The sequence below is a fragment of the Massilia sp. LXY-5 genome (assembly GCF_059801075.1).
Map to the genome: position 1 here is coordinate 317,567 of NZ_JBNNEH010000006.1, position 19,216 is coordinate 336,782.

22 protein-coding genes and 1 tRNA gene are annotated in these 19,216 nt (G+C 61.9%); 16 read left to right on the forward strand and 7 right to left on the reverse strand.

Annotated features, from left to right (window positions below; genetic code table 11):
- The first annotated feature begins 75 nt into the window (after positions 1 to 75).
- The 13 genes from mnmG (at position 76) to ACI48I_RS19930 (ending at position 12,089) form a co-directional block, all read left to right on the forward strand.
- Complete coding sequence (gene mnmG / locus ACI48I_RS19870; protein WP_498575188.1) at positions 76 to 2,016, forward strand: tRNA uridine-5-carboxymethylaminomethyl(34) synthesis enzyme MnmG; 1,941 nt, start codon at positions 76 to 78, stop codon at positions 2,014 to 2,016.
- A complete protein-coding gene (gene rsmG / locus ACI48I_RS19875) occupies positions 2,013 to 2,666 on the forward strand; it encodes a 16S rRNA (guanine(527)-N(7))-methyltransferase RsmG (protein ID WP_193687831.1) in 654 nt (217 codons plus the stop codon). Before mnmG ends, rsmG begins: the two co-directional genes overlap by 4 nt.
- Positions 2,667 to 2,764: 98 nt before the next feature.
- On the forward strand, positions 2,765 to 3,535 hold the full coding sequence (locus ACI48I_RS19880; RefSeq protein ID WP_193687832.1) for a ParA family protein: 771 nt from the start codon (positions 2,765 to 2,767) through the stop codon (positions 3,533 to 3,535).
- A gap of 19 nt (positions 3,536 to 3,554) precedes the next feature.
- On the forward strand, positions 3,555 to 4,424 hold the full coding sequence (locus ACI48I_RS19885) for a ParB/RepB/Spo0J family partition protein (RefSeq protein WP_193687833.1): 870 nt from the start codon (positions 3,555 to 3,557) through the stop codon (positions 4,422 to 4,424).
- A 632-nt stretch (positions 4,425 to 5,056) separates the two neighbouring features.
- On the forward strand, positions 5,057 to 5,392 hold the full coding sequence (locus ACI48I_RS19890; protein WP_193687834.1) for an ATP synthase subunit I: 336 nt from the start codon (positions 5,057 to 5,059) through the stop codon (positions 5,390 to 5,392).
- 1 nt (position 5,393) lies between these two features.
- A complete protein-coding gene (gene atpB / locus ACI48I_RS19895) occupies positions 5,394 to 6,224 on the forward strand; it encodes a F0F1 ATP synthase subunit A (protein ID WP_193687835.1) in 831 nt (276 codons plus the stop codon).
- 87 nt (positions 6,225 to 6,311) lie between these two features.
- A complete protein-coding gene (gene atpE, locus ACI48I_RS19900) occupies positions 6,312 to 6,557 on the forward strand; it encodes a F0F1 ATP synthase subunit C (protein WP_036253157.1) in 246 nt (81 codons plus the stop codon).
- Between the two features lie 74 nt (positions 6,558 to 6,631).
- Entirely contained in the window at positions 6,632 to 7,102 is a 471-nt protein-coding gene (locus tag ACI48I_RS19905) for a F0F1 ATP synthase subunit B (protein WP_193687836.1), read from the forward strand.
- A 2-nt stretch (positions 7,103 to 7,104) separates the two neighbouring features.
- The gene (locus ACI48I_RS19910; RefSeq protein ID WP_498575189.1) at positions 7,105 to 7,638 is read left to right on the forward strand and encodes a F0F1 ATP synthase subunit delta; all 534 of its coding nucleotides are present in this window, start codon (positions 7,105 to 7,107) and stop codon (positions 7,636 to 7,638) included.
- A gap of 75 nt (positions 7,639 to 7,713) precedes the next feature.
- Positions 7,714 to 9,255 carry a F0F1 ATP synthase subunit alpha gene (gene atpA, locus ACI48I_RS19915; RefSeq protein WP_193687838.1) on the forward strand — a complete coding sequence of 514 codons (1,542 nt, stop codon included), beginning with the start codon at positions 7,714 to 7,716 and terminating at the stop codon, positions 9,253 to 9,255.
- A gap of 69 nt (positions 9,256 to 9,324) precedes the next feature.
- Positions 9,325 to 10,200, forward strand: a complete 876-nt coding sequence (gene atpG, locus ACI48I_RS19920; protein ID WP_193687839.1) for a F0F1 ATP synthase subunit gamma — start codon at positions 9,325 to 9,327, stop codon at positions 10,198 to 10,200.
- A gap of 35 nt (positions 10,201 to 10,235) precedes the next feature.
- Complete coding sequence (atpD, locus tag ACI48I_RS19925; protein WP_498575190.1) at positions 10,236 to 11,639, forward strand: F0F1 ATP synthase subunit beta; 1,404 nt, start codon at positions 10,236 to 10,238, stop codon at positions 11,637 to 11,639.
- Positions 11,640 to 11,666: 27 nt separating this feature from the next.
- Entirely contained in the window at positions 11,667 to 12,089 is a 423-nt protein-coding gene (locus ACI48I_RS19930) for a F0F1 ATP synthase subunit epsilon (protein ID WP_498575191.1), read from the forward strand.
- A gap of 145 nt (positions 12,090 to 12,234) precedes the next feature.
- On the opposite strand, the gene ACI48I_RS19935 is transcribed toward ACI48I_RS19930, so the two are convergent.
- The 3 genes from ACI48I_RS19935 to ACI48I_RS19945 all read right to left on the reverse strand — a co-directional run bounded on the left by ACI48I_RS19935 (position 12,235) and on the right by ACI48I_RS19945 (position 13,851).
- Positions 12,235 to 12,438: a hypothetical protein gene (locus ACI48I_RS19935; protein WP_193687842.1), complete on the reverse strand. Its 204-nt coding sequence runs from the start codon at positions 12,436 to 12,438 to the stop codon at positions 12,235 to 12,237.
- 66 nt (positions 12,439 to 12,504) lie between these two features.
- A complete protein-coding gene (locus ACI48I_RS19940; protein ID WP_193687843.1) occupies positions 12,505 to 12,651 on the reverse strand; it encodes a hypothetical protein in 147 nt (48 codons plus the stop codon).
- 597 nt (positions 12,652 to 13,248) lie between these two features.
- Entirely contained in the window at positions 13,249 to 13,851 is a 603-nt protein-coding gene (locus ACI48I_RS19945; protein WP_498575192.1) for a peptidoglycan recognition protein family protein, read from the reverse strand.
- Between the two features lie 118 nt (positions 13,852 to 13,969).
- Here ACI48I_RS19945 and ACI48I_RS19950 point away from each other — a divergent pair, with 118 nt between their 5' ends.
- Together ACI48I_RS19950 and ACI48I_RS19955 are read left to right on the forward strand one after the other, a co-directional pair.
- Positions 13,970 to 14,392: a CoA-binding protein gene (locus ACI48I_RS19950; RefSeq protein WP_193687845.1), complete on the forward strand. Its 423-nt coding sequence runs from the start codon at positions 13,970 to 13,972 to the stop codon at positions 14,390 to 14,392.
- Positions 14,393 to 14,409: 17 nt separating this feature from the next.
- Complete coding sequence (locus ACI48I_RS19955; RefSeq protein WP_193687846.1) at positions 14,410 to 15,000, forward strand: glutathione peroxidase; 591 nt, start codon at positions 14,410 to 14,412, stop codon at positions 14,998 to 15,000.
- Between the two features lie 17 nt (positions 15,001 to 15,017).
- On the opposite strand, the gene pabB is transcribed toward ACI48I_RS19955, so the two are convergent.
- The 3 genes from pabB to ACI48I_RS19970 are packed head-to-tail and all read right to left on the reverse strand — an operon-like array spanning position 15,018 to position 18,197.
- Positions 15,018 to 16,847: an aminodeoxychorismate synthase component I gene (pabB, locus tag ACI48I_RS19960; RefSeq protein WP_498575193.1), complete on the reverse strand. Its 1,830-nt coding sequence runs from the start codon at positions 16,845 to 16,847 to the stop codon at positions 15,018 to 15,020.
- 11 nt (positions 16,848 to 16,858) lie between these two features.
- Positions 16,859 to 17,437, reverse strand: coding sequence for a nucleoid occlusion factor SlmA (slmA, locus tag ACI48I_RS19965; protein ID WP_498575194.1), 579 nt, complete (start codon positions 17,435 to 17,437; stop codon positions 16,859 to 16,861).
- A gap of 28 nt (positions 17,438 to 17,465) precedes the next feature.
- Positions 17,466 to 18,197, reverse strand: coding sequence for a pyrimidine 5'-nucleotidase (locus ACI48I_RS19970; protein ID WP_498575195.1), 732 nt, complete (start codon positions 18,195 to 18,197; stop codon positions 17,466 to 17,468).
- 25 nt (positions 18,198 to 18,222) lie between these two features.
- On the opposite strand from ACI48I_RS19970, the gene ACI48I_RS19975 reads away from it, so the two are divergent.
- A complete protein-coding gene (locus ACI48I_RS19975; RefSeq protein ID WP_498575196.1) occupies positions 18,223 to 19,107 on the forward strand; it encodes a TraB/GumN family protein in 885 nt (294 codons plus the stop codon).
- Between the two features lie 8 nt (positions 19,108 to 19,115).
- Here the strand turns inward: ACI48I_RS19975 and ACI48I_RS19980 are convergent.
- Positions 19,116 to 19,190 (reverse strand) — tRNA-Thr (locus tag ACI48I_RS19980).
- Positions 19,191 to 19,216 lie beyond the last annotated feature (26 nt).

Here is a 19,216-nt window from a genome sequence, read left to right on the forward strand (position 1 = left end):
TTTTAGCCGCGCTGAGTTTGGGAACCCAAAAGATTCTATAATCGCGAATTAGACTCCTCGCCTCACACCTCCATCATGCTATTTCCAACTGAATTTGACGTGATCGTCGTCGGCGGCGGCCATGCCGGCACCGAGGCCGCGCTCGCGTCCGCACGCATGGGGCAGAAGACCCTGCTCCTTACCCATAACATCGAAACCCTGGGCCAGATGTCCTGCAATCCGTCGATCGGCGGCATCGGCAAGGGCCATCTGGTCAAGGAAGTGGACGCTTTAGGCGGCGCGATGGCGATCGCCACCGACGAAGCCGGCATCCAGTTCCGCATCCTGAACTCCTCGAAAGGTCCGGCAGTGCGCGCCACCCGGGCCCAGGCCGACCGCATCCTGTACAAGGCCGCGATCCGCTCGCGCCTGGAAAACCAGCCGAATTTGTGGCTGTTCCAGCAGGCGGTCGACGACCTGATGGTCGAGGGCGACCGCGTCGTCGGCGCCGTCACCCAGATCGGCCTGCAGTTCCGCGCCCGTGCCGTGGTGCTGACGGCCGGCACTTTCCTCGACGGTAAAATCCATGTCGGCTTGCAGAACTACACGGCGGGCCGTGCGGGCGACCCGGCGGCCGTCTCGCTGTCGAGCCGTTTAAAGGAACTCAAACTGCCGCAGGGCCGCTTGAAAACCGGCACGCCGCCGCGCATCGACGGCCGCAGCATCGATTACTCGGTGCTCGCCGAACAGCCGGGCGACCTCGATCCGGTGCCCGTGTTTTCGTATATGGGCAATGCCGCGATGCACCCGAAACAGGTGCCGTGCTGGGTCACGCACACGAATGCGCAGACCCACGACATCATCCGCAACGGCCTCGACCGCAGCCCGATGTACACCGGCGTCATCGAAGGCGTCGGCCCGCGCTATTGTCCCTCGATCGAAGACAAGATCCACCGCTTCGCCTCGAAGGAATCGCACCAGATCTTCCTCGAGCCGGAGGGTTTGACGACGCACGAAATCTACCCGAACGGGATCTCGACCAGCCTGCCGTTCGACGTGCAGATTGCCCTGGTGCGCTCGATGAAGGGCATGGAAAACGCCTTTATTTTGCGCCCCGGCTACGCCATCGAGTACGATTACTATGACCCGCGCGGCCTGAAATCCTCGCTCGAAACCAGGGCGATCAAGGGCCTGTTCTTCGCCGGCCAGATCAACGGCACCACCGGCTACGAGGAAGCAGCGGCCCAGGGGCTGTTGGCCGGCATGAATGCGGCCCTGCAAACGAAAGGCGAACCCGCCTGGACCCCGGGCCGTTCGGAAGCCTATCTGGGCGTGCTGGTCGACGACCTCACGACCCAGGGCGTGGCCGAACCGTACCGGATGTTCACCAGCCGCGCCGAATACCGTTTATCTCTGCGCGAAGACAATGCGGATATGCGCTTGACCGAAATGGGCCGCAAACTCGGCGTCGTCGGCGATGCGCAGTGGGCAGCGTTCGAGACCAAACGCGAAGCGGTGGCGCGCGAACTGGAGCGCCTGCGTTCGACCTGGGTCAATCCGCGCATCCTGGCGGCGGCCGAGTCGGAACGCGTCGTCGGCCAGGCGCTGGAACGCGAGTACAACCTGGCCGATCTGCTGCGCCGTCCGGGCGTCGAATACGCCACCCTGATGACGATGACCGGTGTCGAAGGCCAGCCGCTGGCCGGGCCCGGCGTTGCCGATCCTGCCGTGAAAGAGCAGGTCGAAATCCAGCTGAAATACGCCGGTTATATCGACCGCCAAGCGAAGGAAGTCGAGCGTCACGACCACTACGAAAACCTGAAATTGCCGGACAACCTGGACTACCTGGACATTGCCGCTTTGTCCTTCGAGGTGCGCCAGAAGCTCGATAAACAGCGTCCGGAAACCCTGGGCCAGGCTTCGCGCATCTCCGGCGTGACGCCGGCGGCCATTTCCCTGCTGCTGGTGCACCTGAAAAAACGCGGCGCCAAGGGGTTTACGACCATCCCGGCAATCAATGAGGAGGCAGCACAGTGAGGGGTTTTGACCGCGAAAAATTGATGACGGTACTGAGCGACGGCATCGACGCCATGGATTTGCCGCTGTGGGCCGCCCAGCGCGAGCAGTTGATGGACTATCTCGCCTTGATGGCCAAGTGGAACGGCGTTTATAACCTGACTTCGCTGCGCGACCCGCTGCAGATGGTCACCCACCATTTACTGGATTCCCTGGCGGCGGTCCCTGCATTCAAGGATGCGAAAAACGTGCTCGACGTCGGCGCCGGCGGCGGCCTGCCCGGGCTGGTACTGGCGATCGCGCGGCCGGACATGAAAGTCTCGCTGATCGACACCGTCCACAAGAAAACAGCCTTCCTGACGCAGGTAAAAGCGGAGCTGGGCTTGTCGAATGTCACCGTCTACACGATGAAAGTGCAGGACTTAAAAGCGGGACCTTTCGACGTCATCACCTCGCGTGCTTTTGCCGACCTCTCCGATTTCGTCAACTGGTCCGGGCACCTGCTGGCCGAGGGCGGGCAATTCATTGCCTTGAAAGGTACGGCGCCGGCCGAGGAGCAGGAAAGGCTGCCGCTGGAGTGGAGGGTGCGCGAACTACGCCCAATCAAGGTGGCGAAACTGGAGGCGGAACGGCACCTGGTTTTCATCGAAAAAGCAGCACAAACAACCTAACAATATAAATCGTTTATACCGTTTATATTTGATAAACCGAACCAACAGTTTATTTGATAAAAACGGTATTAACTGAAATGTCTCGTCCGAAGGAACAGATGGCAAAGATATTTTGTGTTGCAAACCAAAAGGGCGGCGTCGGCAAGACGACCACCAGCGTCAACCTGGCCGCCGGCCTGGCCAAGCTCGAGCAGCGCGTGCTGCTGGTCGACCTCGACCCCCAGGGCAATGCGACGATGGGTGCCGGCATCAACAAGGCGGACCTGGAAGCGTCCACCTACCAGGTACTGCTGGGCGAGGCGGAAGTGACGGAGGCGCGCCAGCGTTCGGAAGCAGGGCGCTTCGATGTCCTGCCGGCAAACCGCGAGCTGGCCGGCGCCGAAGTCGAGATGGTGGAACTCGACAACCGCGAGCGCAGGCTGAAACACGCGCTGGCGAAGGTCGACGCCGACTACGATTTCATTCTGGTCGACTGCCCGCCGGCCCTCTCCATGCTGACCCTGAACGGCCTGTGCGCCGCGCATGGCGTGATCATCCCGATGCAGTGCGAGTACTACGCCCTCGAGGGATTGTCGGACCTGGTCAACACGATCAAGAAGGTGCATGCGAACCTGAACACGGATTTGAAGATCATCGGCCTCTTGCGCGTGATGTTCGATCCGCGCATGACCTTGTCCCAGCAAGTCTCGGCCCAGCTCGAGCAGCATTTCGGCGGCAAGGTCTTTAAAACGATCATTCCCCGCAACGTGCGCCTGGCGGAAGCGCCCTCGTATGGCGTGCCGGGCGTGACCTTCGATCCGTCCTCGAAGGGCGCGCAGGCGTATATCGCGTTCGGGGCCGAAATGGTCGAGCGCATCAAGACAATGTAATCTGAAAGAGTGATCCACAATGGCGACAAAAAAACTCAAGGGCCTCGGCCGCGGCCTGGATGCTTTGCTCGGCGGAGACATGGATGACGCACCGGCACCCGCCGGCGCGCCGTCCTCTTTATCCATCTCCCAGCTGCAGGCCGGCAAATACCAGCCGCGCACCCGGATGGACGAGGGCGCATTGAACGAACTGGCCGCCTCCATCAAAACCCAGGGGATCATGCAGCCGGTGCTGGTGCGTCCCGTGGATGGCGGGCGCTACGAGATCATCGCCGGCGAGCGCCGCTTCCGCGCGGCCCAGCTGGCCGGACTCGAGGAGATCCCGGTACTGGTGCGCGAGGTCGACGACCAGGCCGCCGCCGCGATGGCCCTGATCGAGAACATCCAGCGCGAGGACCTCAATCCCCTGGAAGAAGCGCAGGGCATCGCACGCCTGATTTCCGATTTCGATTTCACCCACGAGCAGGCGGCGAGCGCCGTCGGCCGCTCGCGCAGCGCCGTCTCGAATCTGCTGCGCCTGGTGAACCTGGCGCAGCCGGTGCAGACCATGCTGATGGCGGGCGATATCGACATGGGCCATGCGCGCGCTTTGTTGTCGGTGGACAACGCCAGCCAGATCGCCCTGGCCAGCCACGTCGTCGCGAAACGGCTGTCGGTGCGCGAAACGGAAAAGCTTGTGGCACGCGCACTGGAGGAGCAGGCGAGCTCGGCCACGCAACCGCGTCTGAAAGAAAAGTCGGGAGACATCGTCCGCCTGGAAGAAGAACTGTCGGACAAGCTGGCCACCCCGGTCGTCTTCAAGATGGGACCGAAGGGCAAAGGCCAGATGATCATTGATTTTGCCGACCTCGACATTCTCGAAGGGGTACTGGCGCGCCTGCGGGCCTGAGCATCATCGGCGCGCTTGTGGATAAACCTGTCGACAAGCGCGTGAACAAGGCTGTGTACGGTTGTGGAAAACTGGCGGACAAGCAGTGCATGACTGCGGGATAACTTTTAATATTTCACCGCACACCACCGCAAGCCACACCGTCCCGGTTGCCTTGCATGCAAAATCACGCAGTCGCGGCCGGCAAAGGTTCCATACCGGCGCGCTGTGGATAAGCCTGTACACAAGCTTGTCGACAGCTTGTGCATAGCCGGTGAGCAACCTAAACTCCCTTGGGCGAGGAGGGCGACGCACCAGAGCGGTGCGCCCGCTCCAGCCGCTGAGCACCCTTCCTGTCCGCTTTCGATCTTCCCTGTCCGTACCCTTCCGACAACGCGGCCCGCTACCGCAAAACTACGGTAACGCGTCCTTCAGGTCGTCACATTCCTGCCGCCGTCCCTGCGTTTCCTGCTGCGAACTACCGCGAAAAACCCCGATTCGAGCAATATTTGTGTGACATTTTCACGTCTCGCGAAACGGCCGAACACAGCCGGAATCGTTTGACTCGCAAGCACGAAGGAACTTATAATCCCGCTGATTCATGTAATTACCACACCGTAACTCGGTTCCAACGGCCAGGGCAAAGAATAAAAATGTTACGCCTGGTCTCCCTGCAATTGATCGCAACGATAGTCGCCGGCGTCCTCGCTGCACTATTGGGGGGAAGGGCTGCGATGTTTTCGGCGGTGCTTGGCGGACTTTGCTGTGTCGTGCCGAATGCAATCATGGCGCTACGCTTGTTCGCCTCTACGAAAGCGGGCGGGGCCAACCCCTTCTCGTTTTTCATCTGGGAATTTATAAAGATCGGTTTAACGCTTGCCCTGCTGGGTGCAACTGCGTACTTGTACCGTGACCTGAACTGGCTGGCGCTACTCGCCGGGTTCATCGTGGCACTGAAAAGTTACATATTCTTATTATTTAGGCACTGATATGACGACAACCGTAGAAGGCGCAGCAAACCACGCGCCCACCGCATCAGAGTACATCCGGCACCACCTCGGCCACCTGTCGAATACGCACCAGAACGGTCCGGTCGACTTTTCCGTCATTCACTACGATACCCTGTTCTGGTCGATCGCCATGGGCGTCCTCGGCTGCCTGATCATGTGGATGGCGGCCCGCAAGGCGACCGCCGGCGTGCCGGGCCGCTTCCAGGCTGCCGTCGAAATGCTGGTCGAAATGGTCGAGAACCAATCGAAAACCATCGTCCACGGCGACCGCAGCTTCATCGCTCCTGCTGCCCTGACCGTGTTCGTCTGGGTCGCCCTGATGAACTCGCTGGACTTCCTGCCGGTCGACCTGTTCGCGGCTGCCTTCCGGGCGCTCGGCTTCGGCGAACCGCACCACCGCGTGGTCCCGACCGCCGACCTGAACGGCACCATCGGCATTTCGCTGGGCGTGCTGATCCTGATGCTGTACTACGGCATCAAGATCAAGGGCTTCGGCGGCTGGCTCCACGAACTCTTCGCAGCACCGTTCGGCATCTACATGGCGCCGTTCAACCTGCTGCTGAACATCATCGAATACGCAGCAAAAATGGTGTCGCTCGGTATGCGACTGTTCGGCAACATGTTTGCCGGTGAGCTGCTGTTCCTCTTGATCGCTTTGCTTGGTTCCACCGCTACCGTGTTCGGTTTCGCTGGCCAGGTGATTGCCGGCTCGATCTGGGCGATCTTCCACATCCTGATCGTGTTCCTGCAGGCATTCATTTTCATGATGCTGACGCTGGTGTACCTCGGTCAGGCCCACGAAGGCCACTGATCGGCGCCGCAAGCATCGAACAAGATAGTGGTTGTAACGAAGTTGTAGTTTTTAATCTAGTTTTTAAATTAACTTTTTGGAGTAATCATGACTGACGTTTCTTTTGTTGCACTGGCTTGCGGTTTGATCATCGGCCTCGGCGCTATCGGCGCATGTATCGGTATCGCTATCATGGGCGGTAAATACCTGGAAGCCTCGGCACGTCAGCCTGAACTGATGAACACCCTGCAGACCAAGATGTTCCTGCTGGCTGGTCTGATCGATGCGGCATTCCTGATCGGCGTTGGTATCGCCATGCTGTTCGCTTTCGCAAATCCGTTCACCCCGACCTAATCGGTCCGGAAGTCTGGTTTTGAAGGGCCGAACCATCGCGGTTCGGCATCCGTTTTTGTGAGAAGGGAAAAACCGTGAACCTCAACGCAACTCTGTTTGCACAGCTCGCCGTCTTCCTCGTCCTGGCGTTCTTCACGATGAAATTCGTGTGGCCGCCGCTGATGAAGGCACTCGACGAGCGCGCCGAGCGGATCGCCAATGGGCTGGCCGCCGCCGACCGTGGCAAGGCTGACCTGGCCGCTGCCGAAAAGCGCGTGCAGGCCGAACTGGCAACTGCCCGTGACGAAGGCCAGGCGCGCATCGCCGACGCCGAAAAGCGCGCCGCGATGATCATCGACGACGCCAAGAAGACCGCTGCTGAAGAAGCCGCCCGTATCGTCGCCAGCGCTCGCGCCGACGCCGAACAGCAAGTGACCCGCGTGCGCGAAGAACTGCGTGGCCAAGTCGCTGCCCTGGCAGTGCAAGGCGCCGAGCAGATCCTCAAGCGTGAAGTGAATGCAGAAGCGCACGCCGCCCTGCTGACGCAACTGTCGACCGAGCTGTAATCATGGCCGAACTCGCAACCGTCGCCCGTCCCTACGCCGAAGCGCTGTTCCGTGTCGCCCAAACCGGCGACATGGCAGCCTGGTCCGAACTGGTGTCGCAGCTGGCACAAGTCGGCGCCAACCCTGATGTGCAGGCGTTTGCCGCCAACCCGAAACTGACGTCCGCCGACCTCGTCGCAGCCTTGAGCTCGCTGGTCAAGGCCCCGGTCACCCCGGAGGCCACGAACTTCCTGACGATGCTGGCCGAAAACGGCCGCGTCAGCCTGCTGCCGGAAATCGGCGCGCAGTTCCAGGCGCTCAAAAATGCCCAGGCCGGCGCCGCCGACGCGGAAATCGCCAGCGCCTTCGCGCTGTCCGATGCCCAGGTGGCCGAGCTGGTCGCCGCGCTGGAAAAGAAATTTGGTCGCAAGCTCAACCCAACCGTTACGGTGGACCCGTCGCTGATCGGTGGTGTGCGCGTGCTGGTCGGTGATGAAGTGCTCGATACCTCGGTACGCGCCAAGCTGCAGCAAATGCATGCTGCGCTGACTGCGTAAGCGGAACTTCGCACTCTTTGCCGGCATCTCACGTCCTTGCCCTACGCATCAAGAAACTATTAGGAGTTAGCACTCATGCAACTTAATTCATCTGAAATCAGCGAACTGATCAAGAGCCGGATCCAGGGTCTGGAAGCGTCCGCTGACGTTCGCAATCAAGGCACGGTGATCTCCGTCGCCGACGGTATCTGCCGTATTCACGGTCTGTCGGACGTGATGCAGGGCGAGATGCTGGAATTCCCCGGCAACACCTTCGGCCTGGCGATGAACCTCGAGCGCGACTCGGTCGGTTCGGTCATCCTGGGTGCGTACGAGCACATCTCGGAAGGCGACACCGTCAAGACGACCGGCCGCATCCTGGAAGTGCCGATCGGCCCTGAACTGCGTGGCCGCGTGGTCAACGCACTGGGCCAGCCGATCGACGGCAAGGGTCCGATCAACACGACGCTGACCGCCCCGATCGAAAAGATCGCGCCAGGCGTCATCGCCCGTGAATCCGTCTCGCAGCCGATGCAGACCGGTATCAAGTCGATCGACGCGATGGTGCCGATCGGCCGTGGCCAGCGCGAGCTGATCATCGGCGACCGCCAGACCGGTAAATCGGCTGTCGCAGTCGACGCGATCATCAACCAGCGTGGCCAGAACGTCACCTGCGTGTATGTCGCAATCGGCCAGAAGGCATCGACCATCAAGAACATCGTGCGCTCGCTCGAGCAGCACGGCGCGATGGAGTACACGATCGTCGTCGCCGCTTCGGCGTCGGAATCGGCCGCCATGCAGTACATCTCGGCCTATTCCGGCTGCGCGATGGGCGAATACTTCCGCGACCGCGGCGAAGACGCGCTGATCGTGTATGACGATCTGTCGAAGCAAGCCGTGGCTTACCGCCAGATTTCCCTGCTGCTGCGCCGCCCACCAGGCCGCGAAGCGTATCCAGGCGACGTGTTCTACCTGCACAGCCGCCTGCTCGAGCGCGCAGCCCGCGTGAACGCCGACTACGTCGAGAAGTTCACCAACGGCGCCGTCACCGGCAAGACCGGTTCGCTGACCGCCCTGCCGATCATCGAAACGCAAGCGGGCGACGTCTCGGCCTTCGTGCCGACCAACGTGATTTCGATTACCGACGGCCAGATCTTCCTGGAGACCTCGCTGTTCAACGCCGGTATCCGTCCTGCGATCAACGCCGGTATTTCGGTCTCGCGCGTCGGTGGCGCTGCCCAGACCAAGGTCATCAAAAACCTGTCGGGCGGTATCCGTACCGACCTGGCGCAGTACCGTGAGCTCGCTGCGTTCGCGCAGTTCGCATCGGACCTGGACGAATCGACCCGCAAGCAGCTGGACCGTGGTGCGCGCGTGACCGAGCTGCTCAAGCAGCCGCAGTACTCGCCGCTGCCGATCTCGCTGATGGCCGCATCGCTGTTCGCCGTCAACAAGGGCTACTTCGACGACATCGAAGTCAAGCAAGTGCTGTCCTTCGAGAACGGCCTGCATGGCTACCTGAAGACCAAGCAGGCTGCGCTCCTGTCGAAGATCGAAGAAACCAAGCAACTGGACAAGGACAGCGAAGCAGCACTCGCGGCCGCCATTGCTGATTTCAAAAAATCCGGCGCATTTTAATTCATGAAATGAAGGATCCGGCATCGCCTGTTCACAGGCGATGCCGGTGACCGGAAGGAGTAAGGACTCATGGCAGTAGGCAAAGAGATTCGTGGCAAGATCAAGAGCGTAGAGAATACGAAGAAGATCACCAAGGCGATGGAAATGGTCGCCGCATCGAAAATGCGCAAGGCGCAGGATCGCATGCGCGCCGCCCGTCCCTACAGTGAAAAAGTTCGGAACATCACCGCCAATCTGGCCGGCGCAAATCCGGAGTACACGCACGTCTTCATGGCGCAAGCCAAGCACGTGCAGGCAAAAGCTGTCGGCTTCATCGTCGTCACGACCGACAAGGGTCTGTGCGGCGGCATGAACACCAACATCCTGCGCCAGGTGACGCTCAAGTCGAAGGAACTGGAAGCGGCGGGCAGCCGTGTCGAGGCAGTCGCCATCGGCAACAAGGGCCTGGGCTTCCTGAACCGCGTCGGCGTCCCGATCGTGTCGCATGCGACGCAGATCGGCGACACCCCGCACCTGGAAAAGCTGATCGGCCCGATCAAGGTCATGCTCGACGCATACCAGGATGGCCAGCTGGACGCGGTCTACCTGTGCTACACCAAGTTCATCAACACGATGAAGCAGGAACCGATCGTCGAGCAGCTGCTCCCGTTGCCAGCGAAACACCTGGAACAGGAGAAGGGCGCCATCTCGTGGGATTACATCTACGAGCCGGAAGCGCAAGTCGTGATCGACGAACTGCTGGTGCGGTATGTCGAGGCCCTGGTCTACCAGGCCGTCGCGGAAAACCTGGCGTCCGAGCAGTCGGCACGCATGGTCGCGATGAAGGCGGCAAGCGACAACGCAGGTAGCGTCATCGGCGAACTGAAGCTGGTCTATAACAAGACCCGCCAGGCAGCGATTACCAAAGAACTCTCCGAGATCGTCGCCGGTGCGGCAGCGGTCTAAACGACAAGAATTTAACTATATCTGAAGGAACGAACATGGCTGATGGCAAAATCGTTCAGTGTATCGGCGCAGTGGTTGACGTGGAATTCCCGCGTAATGCCATGCCGAAAGTGTACGACGCACTGAAAATGGAAGGCTCCGCACTGACCCTGGAAGTGCAGCAACAGCTGGGTGACGGCATCGTCCGTACCATTGCGCTGGGCAGCTCGGAAGGCCTGCGTCGCGGCATGATCATCCAGAACACCGGCGCACCGATCATGGTCCCGGTTGGCGTCGCCACCCTGGGTCGCATCATGGACGTGCTTGGTAACCCGATCGACGAGTGCGGTCCGGTCAGCAACGAGCGCACCGCCTCGATCCACCGCGCGGCACCTGTCTACGACGAACTGTCGCCATCGCAAGATCTGCTGGAAACCGGCATTAAGGTCATCGACCTGGTCTGCCCGTTCGCCAAGGGCGGTAAGGTCGGCCTGTTCGGCGGCGCCGGCGTGGGCAAGACCGTCAACATGATGGAACTGATCAACAACATCGCCAAAGCGCACTCGGGTCTGTCCGTGTTCGCCGGCGTCGGTGAGCGTACCCGCGAAGGTAACGACTTCTACCACGAGATGGCCGATGCCAAGGTCGTCGACCTGGAAAATCCGGAAAACTCGAAGGTCGCGATGGTCTACGGCCAGATGAACGAACCACCAGGCAACCGTCTGCGCGTCGCGCTGACCGGCCTGACGATGGCCGAAGCCTTCCGTGACGAAGGTAAAGACGTTCTGTTCTTCGTCGACAACATCTACCGCTACACCCTGGCCGGTACCGAAGTCTCGGCACTGCTGGGCCGTATGCCGTCGGCGGTGGGTTATCAGCCTACCCTGGCCGAAGAGATGGGCCGCCTGCAAGAGCGCATCACCTCGACCAAGACCGGTTCGATCACCTCGATCCAGGCCGTCTACGTCCCTGCGGATGACTTGACCGACCCGTCGCCTGCCACTACCTTCGCCCACCTGGATTCGACCGTCGTTCTGTCGCGTGACATCGCCTCGCTGGGTATCTACCCTGCGGTCGATCCACTGGACTCGACCTCGCGCCAGCTGGACCCGCTCGTCGTCGGCCAGGAACACTACGAGACGGCCCGCGCCGTCCAGGGTACCCTGCAGCGCTACAAGGAACTGCGCGACATCATCGCGATTCTGGGCATGGACGAACTGGCGCCGGAAGACAAGCTGGTCGTGGCTCGCGCGCGCAAGATGCAGCGTTTCCTGTCGCAGCCCTTCCACGTCGCTGAAGTGTTCACCGGTTCGCCAGGCAAGTACGTTTCGCTGAAAGACACGATCAAGGGTTTCAAGATGATCGCATCGGGCGAACTGGACCACCTGCCGGAGCAGGCGTTCTACATGGTCGGCACCATCGAAGAAGCGATCGAAAAAGCCAAGAAACTGGCTGCCTAAGTCGGCTCTTCAACCTGAAGGACACACATGGCAAACACAATTCACGTTGACGTGGTCTCGGCCGAAGCGCAGATCTTCTCCGGCGAAGCGACTTTCGTTGCGTTGCCGGGTGAAGCGGGCGAGCTGGGTATCTACCCGAAGCACACCCCGCTGATCACGCGGATCCGCCCGGGCGCGGTGCGCATCGAGAAGGCCGATGGCGGTGAAGAGTTCGTCTTCGTCGCCGGCGGCATCCTCGAGGTGCAGCCGACCGGCGTGACGGTCCTGGCCGACACCGCGATCCGCGGCGCCGACCTGGACGAGGCAAAGGCGCAAGCGGCCAAGCAGGCCGCCGAAGAGCTGATGCAGTCGCAGGACTCGCAGATCGACTACGCGAAAGCGCAAGCCGAACTGGCGTCTGCCATCGCCCAGCTGGCGGCAATCGCCCGCCTGCGGTCGAAAGGCCGCTAAGTCTTCAAGTCGTTCGCAACACAGCAAAAAGGCAGAGCTTCGGCTCTGCCTTTTTTTTATTCGCCGGCTCCCGTCCGGAAACCGGTATGCGATTCAGGTGTCCCGGAGTGCGGCCTCGGCAACCGCACGGCGCGCGCCGACTGCGCTAATGCGTCGCCTTGTATAACATCCCACCCAGTTTATAGCCGAGGTCGAGCGCCGCGCCCCCCAGTGCGACGACGGCGGCGGCTGCGGCGACGGCGGGATTTCCGCCTGAAACATCCTCGATTTCAAGATCGTTCAATTCGACCATCGCCATCGGATAAGCCGGCTGTAATGCGGCGGGCTGTAGTTCGGTTCGCGTATTCATTGTTATATTCCTTTCGTGTGGGCGAAGAGGCCTGGCGCGGCAGCGCGTCATGCCGTAAAACCGGTTTTATTTCTGCTGCTTCTTCTTGGATTCGTCCATCCATCCCGCCGCCGCGCCGATCACGATCAGCACCACGACGACCACTACCACTGCCGCTGCTCCGGCACCGCCACCGGCAACCTCATCAATTTCGTAATTAGTCAGCTCTTGCATGTTCCGTTCCTTTCGTCGATTAGATCAGTGCAGCATGCGATAACAAAGGGCGCCCAGTTGTCTACCGAAATCCAGGGCCTGATTCAAGGTAAAAAGGCAAACAAAAGAAATGATGATGACCCGGACATAGGAAGGTAGAGAATTGGCCAAACCATGGACTTCCTGAATTAAATTACTCATGCGGACTTCGATCCGTTAAGTTGAAATTCCGGCGCTTTATGCGTAGTCGATCGGATGCGGGTGTAAAGCGCTCGGGCCATGACACGGCGCGGCGACCACGCCTTCCCGGACAAACAGCGCAGGATGGGCGGCATCTGGGCCGTGACGTACAAATGAAGGCGTCTCATCTGTATGAATGGCCAGAATAGGGGAGTGTCAAAGTTTTAACTTGGTCGCGCTCAAGCCGGTCACAGCGCAGGCGGGGCGCCGACCTGAAGCGAAGTCGAGCTATGGAATTGTCAAGCTTTGTGCTTGATCAGGCTCGTATTCACGAGTAGGAAGGCAGAAACGATCAGGCAATTAAATGACAAGCATAAAGAGTGAAATGCGCTTGCGTTTTCGCTTCATAAAAATGTGAATATACGCGCCGGAATACCGTCAGCGCGGCGAATGCAGGCGCTGCGCGACCCGCTCTTTAAAATACCCGCCCTGCACATAATGGTATAAATGCGCGCCCGGGCAGACGGTCTTGTCCGAATAATCGCGGTGGCTGGCGATGTTCTCGACCGGGACCTTGTACTTCTGCGCCAGCATCGCCATCACATTCACCACCGCATCGAGTTGCGCCTGGTTCGGTTCGACTTCCTCGAAATTGCCGACCACCTCAATCAAGGCGTGGCCGCTCGGGTCGTACTCGGTATTCGTGTCGCCCGCATAGGCGATGTCGCGCCCCGCATAGACCCGTCCTTCGAGGTCGATGATGTAATGGTAGGGAATATCCAGCCAGCCTTTGCTGTTGCGCGACCAGGCCTGCAGCTTGCGCAGGTACTGGCGCGGGTCGGTCCCTGGTGTGAACGGTTCGCCCTGGTGGTGCAGGGTGATGTGGGTGATCGTGTGGCGCCGCGCTTGCGCCGGATCGGCCGGGGTGCCTCCCCAGTCGGCCACCGTCACGACCACTGGATCGTTCGACGCCGGCTTGGTGGCGCAGCCGCTGCAGGCCAGCGCCAGGAAGAGGGCGGCAACAAGAGAAGAGGTTTTCATGGACGAATCCGGCTTTAGGAAGCCGCCATCTTTTCACAGCGGCAGGCTGCATGCAAACACGCGGCGCACGATGCAAACCTGTTAAGCTAACGTCGATCCCTGACTACCCATTACGCCCATGAGAACGATCGCCCAAATCCTCAACGACAGCAAGACCATCGCCATTGTCGGCCTCTCGAACAAACCCGATCGTGCCAGCTTCGGCGTGGCCGAATACCTGCAAGGGCAGGGCTACCGCATCATTCCCGTCAACCCGGCGTATGCGGGCGAGGAGATCCTGGGCGAGAAAGTGTATGCCAGCCTGCAGGAAGCGGCCGACGCGCTGGCGCCGAGCGGCACCCGGATCGACATCGTCGACTGCTTCCGCAAGCCGGAAGACATCCCGCCGCTGGCGCGCGACGCGATCGCAATCCGCGCCGGCTGCCTGTGGATGCAGCTCGAGATCGAGAACCAGGCTGCGGCCGACCTGGCGCGCGCCGCCGGCCTCGATGTCGTCATGAACCACTGCCTGAAAATCGAACACCGCAAGCTCAACGCCTGATTTTAAATGGACCGACCATGCTGAAAACTGCCCTGACCCTTTCTCTGCTGGCTGCCGCGGCAACGAGCAGCGCCCAACAACCCACAGGCGTCGTCAATCCCCGTCCGCTCGTCGCAGCCACGCCGGCGCCGGCCAGCTGCCCGGCCCTGCTGAAACAGAGTTTTAAACGCCTGCAGGACGAAGCGCCGCAGGACCTGTGCCAGTACGCCGGTAAAGTGGTGCTGGTGGTGAACACGGCCAGTTATTGCGGCTACACCAAGCAGTACGAGGGCCTGGAAAAGTTATACGCGAAATACAGCCCGCGCGGGCTGGTGGTGCTCGGCTTCCCGTCCAACGATTTCAAGCAGGAAGCGGCCAGCACCAAGGAAATCGCCGACCTTTGCTACAACACGTATGGCGTGAAATTCCCGATGTTTGCCCCGACCGTCGTGAGCGGCGCCAACGCCAATCCGCTGCACGCGGCGCTGGCGAAACAGACCGGCAAGGAACCGAAATGGAATTTCACGAAATACCTGATCGGCCGTGACGGCAACGTGATCGCGCACTACCCGAGCAAGGTGACGCCGGACGATCCGGACCTGCTGAAACAGATCGAAGGCGCCCTGTAAGCGCCGGCGGCGGCGTCTCAGGCGCCGTCGCGCCGCTCGAGTAGCGCCAGCAGGGGGCCGCGCAGCGCATTGCAGACCACGATCCCTTCCGCCTTCTCGAGCATCTCGCGCGTGATGATGCGCTCGCGCGCAGCCCAGGCGGGCGCGCCCAGCATGATCGTGCGCATCACGCCCGGCAGCAGGCCGCAGGACAGGGGCGGCGTGTACCAGTGGCCGTCCAGGCGCACGAACACATTGCTGCGCCCTCCCTCCGTCAATTCCCCGCGCTCGTTGAAGAACAGGGCGTCGAAGGCGCCTTGCGCCTCGGCGGCGCGCCAGGCGGCGTCGTAGCGGCTGCGCACCGAGGTTTTATGGCGCAGGAAGACGTCGCTTGACTGCGTGGTCGACTCGGCCAGCACGACGCGCACCGGCTCGGTGAGCGGAGAAAGCGGAGCCGACGCAAGCGCGAGTGCGCCCTCGGCATCAAGCGACAGGCGCAGGCGGTGGATGCCGCCCTCTGGCGGCAAGCCGAGGCAGGCGTCGACCACGAGGGTATGCGCCGCCCTCGCATCGAAGGCCAGGCCGAAATAGGCGGCCGAGGCGCCGATTCTCGCCAGGTGCAGGTCGAGGTGGCGCGGGCCGTCCTGCCACGACGCCTTGATGGTCTCGAACAGCTCGAATTTGTTCGCCAGCCCGGTCAGGAAGCGCGCTTTTAATTTGCACTCGGCATACTCTGCTTGCGGATCGCTGTCGAACACGATACCGGCGCCGACGCCAAGTTCTCCGCGCCGCACGCCTTCTCCGGGCCCGAGCGCCAGCGTGCGGATCGGTACCGACAAACAAAAGTCGCCGAAGGGACGCGTGTCCTGTGGCGGATCGAACCAGCCGATCGCGCCCGTATAGATTCCTCTCGGGTCGGCTTCGAGTTCATCGATGATTTCCATCGTCCGGCGCTTGGGGGCGCCCGTGATCGAGCCGCAGGGGTACAGGGCGGCGAACAGCTCGTTCAATGTCAGGTCCTCGCGCAAGCGCGCCTGCACGGTGGAGGTCATTTGCAGCACGGCGCCGAAGCGCGTCACCTCGAACAGTTTGGGGACGGCCACGCTGCCGGTGCGCGCCACGCGTCCGAGGTCGTTGCGCAGCAGGTCGACGATCATGAGGTTTTCGGCGCGGTTCTTCGGGTCGAGCGCGAGCGCGGCGGCGCGTTGCGCATTCGTCGTCTCGTCCCCGGCGGCCGGCGCCGTGCCCTTCATCGGGCGCGCCAGCAGCGTCTCTCCCGTGCAGCGCACGAACAGCTCGGGCGAGAACGACAGCACGGCGCCGCCGTCGGGCAATCCGATCATGGCGCCGTAGGGCACTGGCTGGCGCGCGCGCAGGCGCTGGTACAGGGAGAACATGGAACCGAAGGCGTCGAAGCGCAGGCGGTAGGTGTAATTCACCTGGTAGGTGTCGCCGGCGGCGATGTAGTCGCGGATACGCTCGATGGCCTCCGTAAAACGCGCTTCGTCGACATTCGCTTCGATCGCGGCGACGCCGGCCGGGGTGTCGCCCGCGGCGCGGGTCGTGATCCAGGCCTGCGCTGCGGCCGCCGTCAGGTGCTCGCAGCGCTCGAACAGCAGCACCTGGGCCAGCGCACCCGGGAGGGGTTTGCAAGGAATGCCGAGCAAGTGCGCGCCCAGTTCATAGCTGAGCAGGGGCACGGCATACAGGCCGCGCGCCAGGGCCGCCTGCAGCTCGTCCAGCACGCCGTTCCAGCCAGCCGCATCTTTGCAGCTCAGGGTGCCGGCGTGGCCCGTGTACAGGCGCGAGCGCGCCTGCGCATGCCCCTCCGCGCTCGCATCGTCGAGCAATGCAAAGACCGTGTCCATGACCGCCTGCGTCAGGCTGCCAACAGGAGCGACAATTGTACGTCCGTCCCCTCGGCCGGGTTCTGGCGGAAGCCGCTCTTGGCGTAGCGGTGCCAGCGCCCGGTCACATAGCTTACCAGCAGGCTGGCGCGGGCCGCGACGTCGTCCTCGACGCCGTGGCCCTGGGTGACGGCCAGGCGCAGGGCGCCCTTGCAGGCCAGCTCGATCCGGTCATAAAAGCCGTTCATGCGTGCCTGCAGGCGTTCGTCTTCGCCGACCAGGGCGTCGCCGATCAGGAGCCGCGTCATGCCCGGATTGTTCGCGGCAAAGGCGAGCAGCATTTGCAGTATCGCGTGCAGCTGGTCGACGCCGCGCTCTTCCTTCTCCGTGATCTGGTTGATCACGCCGAACACGCTGGACTCGATGAACTCGATCAGCCCCTCGAACATCTGCGCCTTGCTGGCGAAGTGGCGGTACAGCGCCGCTTCCGATACCGATAGCCGCGCCGCCAGCGCCGCGGTGGTGATTTTTTCACCTTTCGGCTGCTCGAGCATGGCCGCCAGGGCCTGGAGGATTTGCAGTTTACGCTGGCCTGGCCTGGTGCTTGCCATGGGATCCCGAAAGAGTAATTGGATAAATTTAGCGGAGCCGCTGCAGGCGCTTCGGCAGCTGGCGCACGGATTTTACTTTGACATCGACGTAGTTTGGGAGAATCAATCGGCGGGGCCGCATTTGCGCCAGTGTGCTGGCCTCGTTCCGCCGCAGGTATTGGGTCACCCACACCGTGCGCAGGCCCAGCTGTTTGGCGCTTTTCAGGTTCACCAGCGTGTCTTCGACCAGGATGCAGTCGCGCGCCGCCACCCCATGCCTGCGCAGCAGCCGGGACAACATCAGCTTCGATGGCTTCGGTCGCAGCTGGCGGTGCACGTGCATCTGCTCGATCGCGATGTGGTGCGCGAAATGGCGCTGCAGGCGCAAATGGCGCATCACGTGCGTCGAATAATCGCGCGGCGCATTCGTCAGCAGGATTTTACGGCCGGGCAGGCGCTGCAGCAGGCGGCCCAGGCCCGTCTCCGACCGCATCATCGCGCGCAGATCGTGCAGATCGTGGGTCTCGCTCAGGAAGTCGGCGGCGCAAACGCCATGGTGGCGCATCATGCCGAGCAGGGTGGCGCCATATCGCTTCCAGTAGCCGAGGCGCGCGGCATCGACCCGTGCCTGCGTCACCGGCGTGACGCCGTCCTCGAGCACGCGCGCGATATACGTGTTCATGTTGGCGCTGATGGCCGGGAAGATCGCGTGTGAAGCGTCGTGCAGGGTATTGTCCAGATCGAATAGCCAGACGGGGGAGGCGGGGATATGATTCGGCACGTTGAACGATGACAGGAGAAGTAAATTGCGACGTCCGATTATAGTGGCCTTCCTCGGCTTGTTCCTGATGGCGTGTCAAGCGCTGGCCGCCGAGCGCGGCGCGCTGTTCAAGGTGAGCGCGAGGGGCCATAGCTTGTACCTGTACGGGACCATCCATGCGGGCAAGCCCGGCTACTATCCGCTCGAGCCGCGCATTCGAAAAGCGCTGGCGGGGGCGCCCACGCTGGCGCTGGAAGTGGACACGATGCGCGATCCTGGCGCCGTAGCCGCGGCGTTTCGCGAGCATGGCTTGTTTACGGCCGACAGCGCCGGCTATGCGGGTCTGGCGCCGGAACGGCGAAAGCGTATCGAAACGGCCTTGACGCAGCAAGGCATCAATCCGGCGGGCGTGGCGCAATTCAAGCCCTGGATGCTGGCGGCGGTGCTCGCGCTGGCGGACCTGGCGAAGCTGGGCTACGACCCGGAACTGGGCGTGGACGCGCACCTGGCCACACTCGCGCGCGGCAAGACGCGTATCGTCGAACTCGAGTCAGTGCAATACCAGGCGGCGCTGCTGGACCGGCTGCCCATCGAGGCGCAGTGGAGCTTGCTCGAAGAAACGCTGGCCTACATGGCGTCGGGGCGCTTGTTGCGCGAGACGCGCGACCTGTTCGACGCCTACGAGCGTGCCGACCAAAAAGCACTCGACGATATTGCCCATCGCATCGAGACCGACGACAGCCTGAACGGCAAGTTCATCCGGGAGGTGGTGCTGGCGGAACGCAACGGACCGATGGCCGATAAACTGGCGGCGCTGCTGGCGCGCGAAAACAATGCGGTGGCCGCGGTCGGTTTATTGCACTTGCTGGGGAAACGGGGCGTACCGGAGCTGTTGCGCCAGCGCGGTTTAAGGGTGGAACGGGTGTACTGAGGGGGAGGTGGTGCCCTTTACGTGGATTGAACACGTGGCCTCTCCCTTACCAAGGGAGTGCTCTACCACTGAGCTAAAAGGGCGGTACTGATATGGCGGCATGGACGCC

Bases quoted from the DNA above. Each gene is read 5' to 3' on its own strand.
- mnmG (WP_498575188.1), top strand. From the start codon at position 76: ATGCTATTTCCAACTGAATTTGACGTGATCGTCGTCGGCGGCGGCCAT.
- ACI48I_RS19880 (WP_193687832.1), top strand. From the start codon at position 2,765: ATGGCAAAGATATTTTGTGTTGCAAACCAAAAGGGCGGCGTCGGCAAG.
- ACI48I_RS19885 (WP_193687833.1), top strand. From the start codon at position 3,555: ATGGCGACAAAAAAACTCAAGGGCCTCGGCCGCGGCCTGGATGCTTTG.
- ACI48I_RS19890 (WP_193687834.1), top strand. From the start codon at position 5,057: ATGTTACGCCTGGTCTCCCTGCAATTGATCGCAACGATAGTCGCCGGC.
- atpB (WP_193687835.1), top strand. From the start codon at position 5,394: ATGACGACAACCGTAGAAGGCGCAGCAAACCACGCGCCCACCGCATCA.
- atpE (WP_036253157.1), top strand. From the start codon at position 6,312: ATGACTGACGTTTCTTTTGTTGCACTGGCTTGCGGTTTGATCATCGGC.
- ACI48I_RS19910 (WP_498575189.1), top strand. From the start codon at position 7,105: ATGGCCGAACTCGCAACCGTCGCCCGTCCCTACGCCGAAGCGCTGTTC.
- atpA (WP_193687838.1), top strand. From the start codon at position 7,714: ATGCAACTTAATTCATCTGAAATCAGCGAACTGATCAAGAGCCGGATC.
- atpG (WP_193687839.1), top strand. From the start codon at position 9,325: ATGGCAGTAGGCAAAGAGATTCGTGGCAAGATCAAGAGCGTAGAGAAT.
- atpD (WP_498575190.1), top strand. From the start codon at position 10,236: ATGGCTGATGGCAAAATCGTTCAGTGTATCGGCGCAGTGGTTGACGTG.
- ACI48I_RS19930 (WP_498575191.1), top strand. From the start codon at position 11,667: ATGGCAAACACAATTCACGTTGACGTGGTCTCGGCCGAAGCGCAGATC.
- ACI48I_RS19935 (WP_193687842.1), bottom strand. From the start codon at position 12,438: ATGAATACGCGAACCGAACTACAGCCCGCCGCATTACAGCCGGCTTAT.
- ACI48I_RS19940 (WP_193687843.1), bottom strand. From the start codon at position 12,651: ATGCAAGAGCTGACTAATTACGAAATTGATGAGGTTGCCGGTGGCGGT.
- ACI48I_RS19945 (WP_498575192.1), bottom strand. From the start codon at position 13,851: ATGAAAACCTCTTCTCTTGTTGCCGCCCTCTTCCTGGCGCTGGCCTGC.
- ACI48I_RS19950 (WP_193687845.1), top strand. From the start codon at position 13,970: ATGAGAACGATCGCCCAAATCCTCAACGACAGCAAGACCATCGCCATT.
- ACI48I_RS19955 (WP_193687846.1), top strand. From the start codon at position 14,410: ATGCTGAAAACTGCCCTGACCCTTTCTCTGCTGGCTGCCGCGGCAACG.
- pabB (WP_498575193.1), bottom strand. From the start codon at position 16,847: ATGGACACGGTCTTTGCATTGCTCGACGATGCGAGCGCGGAGGGGCAT.
- slmA (WP_498575194.1), bottom strand. From the start codon at position 17,437: ATGGCAAGCACCAGGCCAGGCCAGCGTAAACTGCAAATCCTCCAGGCC.